Origin of the sequence: Parabacteroides sp. ASF519 (genome assembly GCF_000364265.2) — a bacterium.
In the GTDB taxonomy this organism is placed as follows: domain Bacteria; phylum Bacteroidota; class Bacteroidia; order Bacteroidales; family Tannerellaceae; genus Parabacteroides; species Parabacteroides goldsteinii.
In genome coordinates this window covers 4,273,930-4,286,929 of the sequence record NZ_AQFV02000006.1, presented here as the reverse complement: position 1 = coordinate 4,286,929, position 13,000 = coordinate 4,273,930, and the positions used below count along the sequence as shown (strand labels likewise).

Here is a 13,000-nt window from a genome sequence, read left to right as displayed (position 1 = left end):
TTGGTGTAGTAAACAATCTGTATTCCTTGTACAGGTTGTCCTTTTGTTTATTCTCGGGTAATTCTATCCGGGCATAATTCCTATTGTATTAATTCAATTTTAATCAGTGTACAATGATGACGGCATTGTTATGCTTTCATGGGTATACTATATACATAAAGAAATGAGTAACGAAAATAAAACAATTCACGAATTCGATTTTAATTTAATCTGCGAATACTTTTTAAACACAGAACGCCAGGGGCCCGGAAGTCCAGAAGTGACTCTTAAAGCATTGGGCTTTATAGATAACCTTACCGGTCAATCTCTTATCGCTGATTTGGGTTGTGGTACAGGCGGTCAGACAATGGTATTGGCCCAGCATGCACCGGGACATATTACCGGTCTTGACTTTTTTCCGGGATTCATCGACAGGTTCAACAGCAATGCCTGTGGGTTGAATCTTCAGGATAGAGTGAAGGGAATCGTCGGTTCGATGGACAACCTTCCTTTCGGAGAGGGAGAGTTAGACCTGATCTGGTCGGAAGGAGCCATTTATAATATAGGCTTTGAACGCGGACTGAACGAATGGCGCAAATATCTGAAAACAGGAGGATATATCGCCGTTTCTGAAAGCGCCTGGTTTACTGAAGAACGTCCGGCAGAGATTCATGATTTCTGGATGGAAGCTTATCCGCAAATAGATACGATACCCAATCAGGTTGCCCTGATACAAAAGGCGGGGTATCTTCCTGTCGCTTCTTTTATTTTACCTGAAACTTGCTGGACAGAGCATTATTTTGCACCGTTGGTTAAAGCCCGGGAAAAGTTTCTGGCCAAATATCCGGGAAATAAAACCGCCGAAGAACTTGTCGCGATGTCACATCACGAAGAGGAGTTATACCGCAAGTATAAAGAGTTCTACGGCTATGTATTTTATATCGCTAAAAAGGTAACGCTATGATTCGTTTAAATATGTATGGTTGGAACGACCGGTTGAACCAACTAAAACAAGAATCGGCATATAATACATTATCTCACGGACGGATAGCCATCGTGCATCGCACCTGTTATGAGGTTGTATCCGATAGCGGACTGTACCAATGCGAGTTGACGGGAAATATGATGTATGGGAAATCTGACTTTGAACTGCCCTGTACAGGCGACTGGGTACTGTTTCAATCATTCGACGATAGCAAAGGTATTATCGTCGGTATGTTGCCCCGTGAACGGACTTTATACCGCAAGAAAAATGGAACGGTAGCCGGAAAACAGGCAATTGCTTCATATGTTGACAAGGCGTTTATCGTGCAGAGCCTCGATGATAATTTCAATATGCGCAGGGTAGAACGTTTCATGGTTCAGATATTGGAAGAAAATATCCATCCCGTATTGATACTCAATAAGGCAGATTTGCCTTTTGATAAACAGGATACAGAGGAAGCAATCAGGCACCTTACCCGTAGGATGCCGGTGTTCTTCACAAGTATCCATCACCCTGAAACGGTCTCCCGGTTACGGGATTCCATATCGGAAGGCGAAACGGTTGTTTTTGTCGGTTCTTCGGGGGTAGGGAAGAGTTCTCTTGTTAATGCACTTTGTGAAAGGTCGGTGCTGCTGACGTCGGATATAAGCCAGTCCACCGGAAAAGGGCGGCATACTTCCACCCGGCGGGAAATGGTCTTGATGGACGGTTCAGGTGTTTTAATCGACACTCCGGGTATCCGTGAGTTTGGATTGACTGTAGATAATCCCGATTCATTAGCCGAAATGCTGGAAATCTCCAACTATGCAGAATCGTGCCGTTTCAAGGATTGCACACATACCAACGAACCCGGTTGTGCTGTTCTGGAAGCTGTCGCAGAAGGTTCGCTGGACATTAAAGTGTATGAAAGCTATCTGAAACTAAAGCGTGAAGCTTGGCATTTCTCCGCTTCCGAGCATGAAAAACGTAAAAAGGAAAAATCTTTTACAAAGCTCGTGGAAGAAGTGAAGAGGCGCAAGGCTGATTCCTGATTTTATATTTATGGTGCAGGGGTCTTCGGATTCCTGCACTGTATTATATTATTTCTTTAAGACATACCAATATTAAAATAGGGTAAATTTTATTCTGTTAGCCAAACAATAAGTATATGCTTTTTTTGTTTTGTTTCTGAAATGCACTATATTTGCAGCATAATAGAAATAAAAACAGAAAATGACCTTTCTGGAATTTAAGAATCAGCTATTTGATTTGGTGTGCTTCAATATCTATCAGGTATATGCATGGCAACCGGATTTCGACCGGAATAATCTTACCCGCTGGGTTAAGAAAGGGTATCTTGTCCGATTGCGACAAGGGTATTTTGCTTTTTCAGAATATAAGGGCAAGCCGGATTATTCTCTTTATTTTGCCAATCGGATTTACCGTCCGTCCTATATCAGCCTGCATACTGCATTATCGTTTTACGGGATGATACCGGAAGCAGTGGTACAGATTACCAGTGTTACATCGCTCAAAACGGCATCTTTCGCCAATGACTTCGGTGAATACTCTTATAAGAATGTTAAGGAAAATTTGCTATTTGGGTACGACTTAAAGCCTATGGCAAACAACCGTATCATACAGTTTGCCACACCCGAAAAAGCATTGCTCGATTTACTATATCTTTATCCATTCTACGATAGTGGGCAGGAATTGGAAGAATTACGCTTGGATGAAAATTATTTGGAGGATGATTTGAATAAGGATTTACTGATGGATTACTGTGCTAAATTTCAAAGCAAGGCATTAGACTATCGGGTAAAGTTACTTTTTAAAACTTACGATTTATGATACAGATTGAACAGATAAGGAATTATTTTCCAACTCAAATTCGTGACTATTCGAGCTTCGATAAACACATACTGAAAGAGTATTTACAGTTGATGATTCTGGATTACCTTTCTTCTACTCCAAACATCCAAAAGATGGCTTTTATCGGTGGAACAAATCTGCGTTTGGTAAAAGGGATAGACCGTTTCTCCGAAGATTTGGATTTCGACTGTAAAGACCTATCGAAAGACGAATTTATAGAAATGACAAACGGAGTTATCCAGTTTTTGAAGCGTTCAGGATTGCAAGTAGAAGCGAAGGATAAGGAAAATCCAAAATTGACAGCATTCAGACGGAATATCCATTTTCCTGAATTGTTATTTGACTTGGGGTTGAGCGGACATAAGGAAGAGCGTTTTTTGATAAAGATTGAAAGTCAAGATCAAGGAATCGTTTACTCTCCGGTTATAACTAATATCAAAGGTTGCGGATTCTTTTTCCCGTTTCCCGTTCCTTCCGACGGTGTATTGTGTAGCATGAAAATTGCAGCTATGTTAGCTCGCGCCAAGGGGCGTGATTTTTATGACCTGATGTTTCTATTGGCTCAATCCAAACCGGATTACGTTTTTTTATCAAAGCGTTGCGGAGTACATAATTTGCAGGAATTCAAGCTGGTGACAGCCGAATTACTGAAAACAGTTGATTTGAAGAAGAAGCAAAAAGATTTTGAACACCTGCTTTTCAATAAAGCAAATAGTGAAAAAATTTTGAGGTTTGGAGAGTTTGTTGATTCATTAACAGAATAATAATTAGATGCTAGAATAAAACCTGCTTAGTAATTAAATTCTAATATGAAATTATACATTATAGGAAATGGCTTCGATCTTTATCATCATCTACCTTCTACGTATTACGATTTTCGAGATTTTGTAAAAGAAAAAGACCCATTTGTATTTGGGATAATTGAAAAATATTTTGATTATACCGGAGCATTCTGGCATGCTTTTGAAGAAAATCTGAGCGAGCTGGATGAATTTCAATTAATTCGTGATATATTGCGTTCTTTAGGTGGTGATGGATGGGACGAAGATGCGCTTGAAAGCTATGATCCAATCTTTGAGTATTATACAATTGGTGTATTTTGCCAGTTAAAAAACTATATGATTGATTGGGTAAGGAATTTGAATCTTCTTCCACTTTCAAGAAAATATCCAGGTATCTATCCCGATTCACTATTCATTTCTTTCAATTACACCAATACGCTTGAAAGACACTTTCATATCGATCCTAATCATATCAATTATATACATGGAAACGCTCAGAAGGAAGCTTGTGATCTTATTGTGGGGCATGATATGGATAATTCAAATATGGATTACGATGTGGACGATAATCAAGAGGGACAGGGAAGGCTTGTAGTACGATCATTTCTAAAGTATAGCAGGAAACCTGTTGAAAAAATTGTAAAAGACAATCAAAGTTTTTGGGAGAAACTAGCTTCTGTAACTGAGGTTATCATAATCGGACATTCGTTATCTTTTGTCGATATTCCTTATTTCGAAACCATTGCTACTTATGTAAGTAAGAAGTGCTTATGGAAAGTTTCCTATTACAATGAAGTTGATGCTGAAAATCATGTAAATGCTCTAAAACGGTGTGGTATAGATTTTCGATTGATTCATTCATTTAATATTTATCCCAGTCGGCCGAAACAGGGTGTACTGTTTTAAGCTAAACGAGGTTCTTACTATCAAATCAACAAGCGACACTAATGCTTCATGTATTTAGAAAGGTACTATTAGGCTATCCATGTTCTTCTGCCAAGAAAATGCAATTCCTTAGAGTATGTTGTATCCATCCATTCTTTCTGTAGGTTTTCAGATATAAAAACTGTACAGAATGACTTAGTTGAAACGAAAACTGTTATTTTCCTCTTTCTATCTCATTCTTTCAATATTTTTTTAGTAGATTTGTGATACTGGTATTAATTTTTAAATCTTTACTACAATGCAATCTCTATTTGAGCAATTAAAAATAGAAAAGACCTATGAACATCTTTTTCCAGAGAAAAAGAAGGGATTAGCTGTAATATGGTTGTATGAACGGGTGAAGAATGGAGAATTTGAGCATGGAGTTTTTAAGGAGAAAGATATACATCGTGCTTTTGAAGCAGTAAGTTATATCGAACGTGAACCTATACGGTTACAATGGGTAACTTATACAGCATATATCCTAGAGCTACAGGAATTTTATCTTATATACAATGATGAAAACCAAACCTATATGTTTACTGATTTTGGTTTTCAGATATGCGATAAGATACACCGTCTGATATCTCAGCGTTTTAATCCTACTTTTATTGAAATAACCTGTGCGGAACTATATAAAAAGCTTGAAATTGCTGTCACAGAAGAACAAATAAGAAACTGGCTTACAATAGATCTGTTTAAATCTCGAACTCTTTTATTGGAACAAGTTGACTATCTTAATCAACAGATTGACCGTTCCGTAACAGCTTTAAGTGAAAAAGCTAAAAGGCGTAAAGAAACTTTGCTCGTAGCTTTACAGGAAATAGAAAAGCAAATTGATACCATACGTCAGCAAAACAGGGAATTAAGAGCTGCTTTCCGGGAAACTGACCGGATGAATGATATTCTTATTTCACATCCGGTACGTGATGGGAGTGAAGAAGTAGATGATCTCATTAGCGAGGCCGTTTCTTATTTTGAAGGTATTCATCTCCGTTTAGCAATGGTAGATTCACGTATTGATAAAATACAGCCTAAAATAAAACAGTTTTTTGCCTCTCTCAACCGAGATATATTTAATACCAAAGTCGAGAAATTTTTGTATTTCTTGCTGGAAAAAAGCCATGTAACAGATAAACAGATACAGTTTCCTTTTCCCTATGACGGAAAAATTCAATTGGCAGATTCATTTCCCGTTTTTACCTCTGTAGATAGGCCAGAAAATCTTTTCCCGCCAGAACGTAAACAGCGTTCCGAATACAAAAAAGACCCGCAAAAAGAACAAGAAGCATATCGGAAAGGTCATGTGCAAATGATGCGCCAGATTCATATCCAATGGTGGCTAGAGTTTATTCGTCGGAAATCTTTGGAAACCGATATCATACATCTTTCTGAAATATTTTTCTACATTCTGGAAAAACATGATAACGATTTGCAGCTCGCTATACAGGTGATTGACCAAAGTATTAAAAAATATAAGGGAGATCCATATTGGGAAATACAGATTGATACAAGTAAAAAAATAGATAATCCCAGTTCAAAACATACAATATCTGATATATGGATGAAACGCAAATAACTCAAAAATATGACTTCCTCGAATGTGAAGACGGTGCAGTACTGTTTTCACAGTTGGTAGATGCTCTGAAAAGAGGTGCTCATATACAATTTGAAGGAGATAAGGCACTTTTTCTTTATCTAAATAAATATGTAGATAATCTGACAGTCTATTTCAAACGACACGAGAACATAACTATTGTTCCAGCCGGTAGTGGAAACGAATTTTATTATTTCCCGCTCTATCACCCTGTATCAAGAAGTAATTATTCCGTTGAGCGGTCGTCTTTACCCAAAGAACATATTCTTATAGCCTTGCTGCTGTACAAAGCTTATTATATCGATCACAATATAGAATTAACTTCCGTAAAAAAGTTTGTTGCTCTAATTCGCGTAGATATGCCTGATCTCAAGAAGCATGTGCAACGTCTACTTGTCAAGACAAAAGGCTCCAAAGAACGTTTTACTGAATCAAATGATGCTCGTATTGATCAAGAAGTACAACGTGCATTCAGGAATTTCTATAAGCTAAGATGGATTGATTTGAAAGAAGACGATTTTACCATTCTCCCTGCATTTCAGCGTATAACACGGGAATTTGCTGATTATATTAATTATATTGACAAATGGCTTAAAGAAGAATAAATATGAAAAAATATCCTCGTATTTACAGTTTGTCTACTGTAGGTATCATACACCATCAGGAAAATGATTACATTTTTCATCCCGCTCGAACCGATTTTATTGGTGACAGCGGTTCTGGTAAAAGTATCATAACCGATTTACTGCAACTTATATTTGTAGGGGCTTCTGCTTTCCGTTCTGCAACCATTCCGGTTCAGGGTAAACGGGAACCTGATGGCCTCGTTTTGCGATCACCTGGTAAATCATTGGATTATGGATATGCATTTGTAAATATAGAAGTTGCCGATGGAAAATTTATTACAGCAGGAGCTTATCTTGAAAGTACTTCCAAAGCCACACGCCCTTTTGTTGTACAGGCTGGGCTTGCTATTGAACAAGGTGAGTTTTCCCCTATGACGAAACCCCTTTATGCTGCCGATTTTCAGGATGACGAATGTATTATTCCATTAGAGGATATTATTGAATACATGGAGGAAAAAAACTTAATTTTTAAGGATTGGCAACGGATTTCTTTTTTTCATAAAGTACTCTATAAAAATAAAATACTACCACTTGACCTTACCGATAAAGATAAAGTACTAAAAGATTATGCGAAGATAATTCAGTCATTTTCGAGGGGGAAAGAACTTGATACTACAAGAAGTTCCAGCTTGTTGGATTTTTTATTCGGGCAGGAAAAAGGAAAAGACTTCATGAATAAATACAAGTCAATTGTAGAAGAAATAGAAAAAAATGCGGTGGACTATGGAAAAAATAACGATGAAATTGTTTTGTTGACACAGAAATGCTTTCAAGTTAGTGATCTATATAAGGTGTTGATAGAAAAAAAGGAAGCAGAAAAAAAATATCTTACTTCCCAATATGTGTTTTTGCTAAGAGACTATAATTCAAATAAAGAAAATCTCAAAAAAGAAGTCTATACATTTTTACAAGCCCAGGAAGATCTATCAGGATTACAAGTATTGGTCCGGTCCGAGTTAGAAGAGGCCCAAAGAAGTCGCGATAAGAAAGAGTCAGCTTATGAAGAAATAAGTGATATTTATAATGAATGGCGACAAAAGAAAAGTTTGCTGGATAATGCTAACAAAATGATTGAACAGTTAAACATTCTTCCTGGAGACTTAGCTGTCTGTTATGAACAATACAGAACTCAAAAAAAGGAATACATTTACTATAAAGAATTGAAGGACAAATTAGTTGGCTCACGTGTGATTGATCTTTTTATAAATTCAGGCTGGAAAGGCGGATTAGCTGCAGGAAATAGTTTTTACCTCCAAAAAACAGATGAATTACGTAACCGTTTATTACAATTGCACATGGTAGAGCAGTTCCACGATATAAATAATCCTAATTCACTTATACGTTGGGCTTTATCGTTGCAACGTAATTTTACAAAAGAAGAAGAAAGCCTAATTTATCATTTTCAGAAGTATGGGATGAATAAACCTAATCATCCTAAACCGCTTGACCGTTATGTTTGCTCCCCGGAAGAATTACTAAAAAATACAAATATAGAACCTGATGCAGAAGGATTCTGGATAAGCCTCGGTGGAATAAACGAGTTTGTAAATTACGTAACAGAAAAACAGCAAAGTCTCAATAATGATCGAGAGACGATTTTGCAATATTTTCAATCGCAGGTGGCTAATATAGAACAGGAGAAAAAAACAATTGAAGAAGAATTAGAACTGTGGAAAAAGCTATATGATATAGTAAATACCCTTGATGCACCTGCTCGTTCAGTAGATATATTTTTCCATAAGCCCGAAATAAAGAAATTTCAGGAAATAGAGGTTTTAAATATCTCTCCCGAACAAATGGAGCAGTCTGTTAAGAGCTTAGCAACAAAAGACTTAATAGAACAGTCCGTAAAAAATGCGAAAGAAGAACAAACATTACTGTACAACCAATTTATGCAGTTTAAAAATATAGTTGAAATATTCCCTGATCTTATACAAAAAGCTACCAGTTTATTAATTTCGATATCAAAGAAAATAAAACCGTATGAAGTAGAGTGGAACACTATTTTGCAGGAACAAACTATTCAAGCTTATAAAGAAGATGATTATATAAATGCTGATAATAAAACTGAGTTTTTTAAGGATGAATTGACCATTTTAAGTAACACTTTGAATAAATGCGATGAATTAATACAGTTGATGACGAATATAGAAAATCAAGAGAACCACCTGAATATGATTGAAACTGAATATATATCACTTTATACGGAATTACCTACTATTGATAGTTTTCCAGCAGTAAGCAGAGAGTCGGTAGAAGAAGCAAAAGTGTTTTATTACCAAAGGAACACCACCTACATTGATCAGTATACCAATATGGTAAAAGGTTTCATACCAAATGAGCAATATAAATTTGAAACTAACCATGATTTTAAGGAATTAATAGCTAATTTGTTGCCTGACTTATTCCCCGAAGATATGATTATTGAAGAGGAAGTCGTCGGTAGAATTAAGAAAAGGCTCGAAGATATTAATGAAAAAAACAGGGAACTGAATAGTAAAAAAATAGGTAAAATCCAGGATTTATTAACCGAAGTGAAACGACAAGTTGAAGCACAATGGGATGAGATTCGTCGTATAAATCGTTTCTTTACGAGTAGTAAAAAGAAGATATCTGGTGCATATAATATGAAACTCGAAAAAACGGATTCTTTACAGTTTCCTGTTAGCTGGTTAAGCCAATTTAAACATAAGACAACTTTAGATAATATGACAGATATGTTCGATGTCTCCATTTTGAACGAATTAAATACGCAAGTATCTATTCGTGAGAAAATTATGAAAGCTTTTTGTGAAATAACCAATAATAATTCCAATGACATAACGTTAGAAGACTTACTGAATCCTAATTCATATATAGAACTGAGCCTTGATATGAAAAATCGTGCCGGACGAAATAATAAAGGAAGTACTGGGCAGACGTATGCTGCCATTGCTCTGTTGTGTATAGCCCGTCTCTCTATTGTCGGTAACAAAAATAATGCACAAGAAGATGGATTACGATTTATGCCCATTGATGAGGCAGAAGGATTAGGTAGTAATTTTGACCTGTTGAGTGATATTGCCAAAGAGTATGATTATCAAATACTTACTTTTTCAATTAATCCATTGGGGAAATATAACGAACAGCATGTATATATCCTTAACCGTAATCCAGATGTAGAAGAAGAAGTAAATTATGCTCCGATAGAGATACGTAGCCGAAATGATATTGATCCGGAATTGGCAAATTTTATAAATGTAAATGACTATGGAAGCTGAATTGACTTGGCGAACACTCACTGCAATGTATTCTCTTTACGAGGGGAACAAAATATCAGCGACAAAAAAAGGTGATAACAAGTTCCGGAACTTGATAAGTAGAAAGTTGGTGCAATATCAGCCAGGTAATCATAATTATTTGATTAAAAGTGAAAAGTACGATGCTTATTTTGCTAAACGCTACTTGGAAGATTATTTGGAATATGACCGTTTTCTGAAGTCTGTACAACCGGATGTGACTGGTCGACAAACATATACAGTTAATGATATCCGTTCTTTACAGTTTATTGCAGATAACAGAGAGCAAATTCGGAGTTCCCTTACGACCCGACATACATTTAGTGAAGACTTCTTTGAACATGGTGGAAGCAAGCATTTGGATACTTATCAAAGTCTGAACGATTTGGTGCTTTCTATCTTGGGAGTAGAAGATTATCCTCTGGAAGATCCAAAAATGCATCAGTGGAGATTCGTTGTAGATGTTGGTGAACCGCGTTGTATAGTACTTTGTGAAAACCTCAATTTTCTGAAAATGCCCCGCATTGCTCGTGAATACAAAATTGAGTTATGGTACGTAGGTGGAAATAATACAAAAGGAACTCATTTTATTGATGAAAAGAAATTGGATAAACTCTTATTCTATTCTTGTGATTGGGATTATAATGGCTTGGAAATCTATGTTCGGTTAAAAAAGATATTTCAGGAGAAAGGATGTGATATAAAGCTTCTTTATCCTTCAGAACCAATTAAAAAGTATCCGGTCAATATGAAAAAACATAATAGCAAATGGAAAACAACGCTTCCCTTTTCTGGTTTGGAGCAATCCTGTTTTACTTCCAAAGATATTCATTTGATTAATGAATTGATAAGTACGGATAGATGGGTAGAGGAGGAAACGAATGATTTGGTAGCGATGGTAAAGGGGTATATTGATTTGTGAATATCAATACAAGAGTTTGGTACTTATCAGAAGAAAAGAATAAGTTTGCGAAACTTTAGAAAATTGTCATTTGGGGCAAAAATCTTAAATTGGCAAATATGAACTTTTCAAGAAATAAATATTTGTCAAAGCTGATTGGGGTTCAAACAGTTTTTGTTGGACGAGCAGAGTCTGGAGGTATTTGTATTTTAGATTCACTCACTAGGCTTCAACTATAGGAATATAACAAATTGACATTCTGTTAATTCATATACTCTTTCTTTGCTATATATAAAGGTAAAGGACAGTTCAAAAACATTTATCCCCTCAATCCGGAGTTTAATAATGACGGATTGAGGGGCTTTCCTTTTTAGCGGTGACATTCAGATAGTTAAAAATGCAATCATTATGATGATTTCAGGCCAAATGACAGAGATGAGACAAAAACAACTACAATCTGTCACATAAAAACGGCCTATCCAGAAAGAGTTTCCAGCTTTGTAAAAGGTATATTAGCCTACTTTTAGAGTATACCCCCGAAGAAAATTCCCTTATATTCTGCAATGTTAAAAACTTCATTGTAATGATCAGTCCGGTTCATTGTGATAAGTGCCTGGAGTCATTGTGATGACTTCCCCAAGGCATTATGATGATCGGGAAGAATCATTGCAATGAATTTGTGTAAAGGTGGAAATGAGGGTAGGAAATGATGGTGAAAGATGTGATTTTCTTTCTAAAACATGCTTTTTTAGAGATAGTGCCGTTAGCAGAAACTGCGAAAACCGAACAATCTGCAAGCCCTGAATGTTTATCTTTATCTTTTTGATTAATAACGACAAAGAAGGAATAAGTTATGAGAAATAAAGATTTTTGTAGGCTGATGCTTGAGCAGGAAAAGCAGAAGCGTAGTAATGGGGATGAAAGCACGGCTGATCTGTATCGTGCTACCCGAAATCATTTTGCAGCATTCATTCGTGAGGGAGGAAAGAGCGGGTTGCTGGGAGATGTGACGCAGGATGTTGTACAGGAATTTGTCTTGTACTTGAAAGGAAAGAAACTGCGTGTAAATTCGATGAATAGTTATATTAGTAACTTGCGGGCAATGTACAACCGTGCCTGTCGGGGTTGGAAAGGGCGGCCTGAGGAACGTCCGTTCGAGGGGATGCAGTTGCAACGGGAGGAGACCGTTAAACGGGCTGTTCCGGTGGAAGTGATCAAGCAGATGGCTGCGCTTGATCTGGAAGAAGAACCGGAGAAAAAGCTGGCGGTGGATATGGCCCTGTTTTCTTTTTTGGCTTGCGGTATGCCTTTTGCGGATATCGTTCGTCTAGGAGGGGAGAACCTGGTTGAAGAAGGAAAAGTGTTGTCGTATCGCCGGCAAAAAACAGGTGCACTGATCGAGATGGAAGTTTCGGAGCCTATGCAGTTACTGATCGATCGTTACAGACGGGCGGATTCCAAATATCTTTTTCCTGTGTTACAGGAGGGAGCTACGCATGAACAGTATAAACAATGTCTGGCACAGGAAAATCAATATCTGGCAGATGTACAGGTCTTATTGGGTTTATCTGCAAAATTGACGACGTATGTTTTTCGCCATAGCTGGGCATCTGCGGCTTATCATCTGGGGATACCGATCGCTATTATCAGCCAAGCCCTGGGGCATTCTTCCGAAAAAATGACACGCATTTACTTGTCTGCTTTTGATGCAGGTAAGGTAGGAGAAGCAAATAAAAGGGTTTCTGAAGGTGTGAAGGAACTGATGGCTGCATAAATTATCCTTATTTATATAATAAGGTAATTCCCTCTCTTTTTATTTCATATCCAAGCCTTTACAACTTGTGGATTTCGCAAAAGAGTTTGAATGCTCTGCAAACATAGGAAGAATCTTGTGGAAAAACAAAGCTTTTGGGTAAAATCCTAAAAAAAACATATAGAATTTGTATTAATTAACCTAGTTTCCTGCTTGTGACCTTTAAATCATAATTTTCAAAGAATAAGACATAAGGCGGGTGAAGACTGCTGTCTTATTAATATCCGTTTGAAAAAAACTGTTATCATTTTTACATGTTTTTAC

At 36.9% G+C, this 13,000-nt stretch carries 10 protein-coding genes; all 10 read left to right on the top strand.

The window, feature by feature from the left end; genetic code table 11:
- The first annotated feature begins 163 nt into the window (after window positions 1-163).
- On the top strand, window positions 164-943 hold the full coding sequence (locus tag C825_RS16970) for a class I SAM-dependent methyltransferase (protein ID WP_044214478.1): 780 nt from the start codon (window positions 164-166) through the stop codon (window positions 941-943).
- Window positions 940-1,995, top strand: a complete 1,056-nt coding sequence (gene rsgA, locus C825_RS16965) for a ribosome small subunit-dependent GTPase A (RefSeq protein ID WP_010803369.1) — start codon at window positions 940-942, stop codon at window positions 1,993-1,995. Before C825_RS16970 ends, rsgA begins: the two co-directional genes overlap by 4 nt.
- 181 nt (window positions 1,996-2,176) lie before the next feature.
- Window positions 2,177-2,794: a type IV toxin-antitoxin system AbiEi family antitoxin domain-containing protein gene (locus C825_RS16960; RefSeq protein ID WP_010803368.1), complete on the top strand. Its 618-nt coding sequence runs from the start codon at window positions 2,177-2,179 to the stop codon at window positions 2,792-2,794.
- Window positions 2,791-3,579: a nucleotidyl transferase AbiEii/AbiGii toxin family protein gene (locus C825_RS16955; protein ID WP_010803367.1), complete on the top strand. Its 789-nt coding sequence runs from the start codon at window positions 2,791-2,793 to the stop codon at window positions 3,577-3,579. Before C825_RS16960 ends, C825_RS16955 begins: the two co-directional genes overlap by 4 nt.
- Before the next feature lie 45 nt (window positions 3,580-3,624).
- Window positions 3,625-4,503 (top strand): bacteriophage abortive infection AbiH family protein, encoded by an 879-nt coding sequence (locus C825_RS16950; RefSeq protein WP_010803366.1) that lies wholly within the window; start codon window positions 3,625-3,627, stop codon window positions 4,501-4,503.
- 277 nt (window positions 4,504-4,780) lie between these two features.
- Window positions 4,781-6,100, top strand: a complete 1,320-nt coding sequence (locus tag C825_RS16945) for a hypothetical protein (RefSeq protein WP_010803365.1) — start codon at window positions 4,781-4,783, stop codon at window positions 6,098-6,100.
- The gene (locus C825_RS16940) at window positions 6,082-6,723 is read left to right on the top strand and encodes a condensin complex protein MksE (RefSeq protein WP_010803364.1); all 642 of its coding nucleotides are present in this window, start codon (window positions 6,082-6,084) and stop codon (window positions 6,721-6,723) included. Before C825_RS16945 ends, C825_RS16940 begins: the two co-directional genes overlap by 19 nt.
- Window positions 6,724-6,725: 2 nt before the next feature.
- Window positions 6,726-10,004: a hypothetical protein gene (locus tag C825_RS16935; protein WP_010803363.1), complete on the top strand. Its 3,279-nt coding sequence runs from the start codon at window positions 6,726-6,728 to the stop codon at window positions 10,002-10,004.
- Entirely contained in the window at window positions 9,994-10,944 is a 951-nt protein-coding gene (locus tag C825_RS16930) for a hypothetical protein (RefSeq protein WP_010803362.1), read from the top strand. Before C825_RS16935 ends, C825_RS16930 begins: the two co-directional genes overlap by 11 nt.
- An 832-nt stretch (window positions 10,945-11,776) precedes the next feature.
- The gene (locus tag C825_RS16925; protein WP_010803361.1) at window positions 11,777-12,697 is read left to right on the top strand and encodes a tyrosine-type recombinase/integrase; all 921 of its coding nucleotides are present in this window, start codon (window positions 11,777-11,779) and stop codon (window positions 12,695-12,697) included.
- Window positions 12,698-13,000: the final 303 nt, after the last annotated feature.

Bases quoted from the DNA above. Each gene is read 5' to 3' on its own strand.
- C825_RS16970 (WP_044214478.1), top strand. From the start codon at position 164: ATGAGTAACGAAAATAAAACAATTCACGAATTCGATTTTAATTTAATC.
- rsgA (WP_010803369.1), top strand. From the start codon at position 940: ATGATTCGTTTAAATATGTATGGTTGGAACGACCGGTTGAACCAACTA.
- C825_RS16960 (WP_010803368.1), top strand. From the start codon at position 2,177: ATGACCTTTCTGGAATTTAAGAATCAGCTATTTGATTTGGTGTGCTTC.
- C825_RS16955 (WP_010803367.1), top strand. From the start codon at position 2,791: ATGATACAGATTGAACAGATAAGGAATTATTTTCCAACTCAAATTCGT.
- C825_RS16950 (WP_010803366.1), top strand. From the start codon at position 3,625: ATGAAATTATACATTATAGGAAATGGCTTCGATCTTTATCATCATCTA.
- C825_RS16945 (WP_010803365.1), top strand. From the start codon at position 4,781: ATGCAATCTCTATTTGAGCAATTAAAAATAGAAAAGACCTATGAACAT.
- C825_RS16940 (WP_010803364.1), top strand. From the start codon at position 6,082: ATGGATGAAACGCAAATAACTCAAAAATATGACTTCCTCGAATGTGAA.
- C825_RS16935 (WP_010803363.1), top strand. From the start codon at position 6,726: ATGAAAAAATATCCTCGTATTTACAGTTTGTCTACTGTAGGTATCATA.
- C825_RS16930 (WP_010803362.1), top strand. From the start codon at position 9,994: ATGGAAGCTGAATTGACTTGGCGAACACTCACTGCAATGTATTCTCTT.
- C825_RS16925 (WP_010803361.1), top strand. From the start codon at position 11,777: ATGAGAAATAAAGATTTTTGTAGGCTGATGCTTGAGCAGGAAAAGCAG.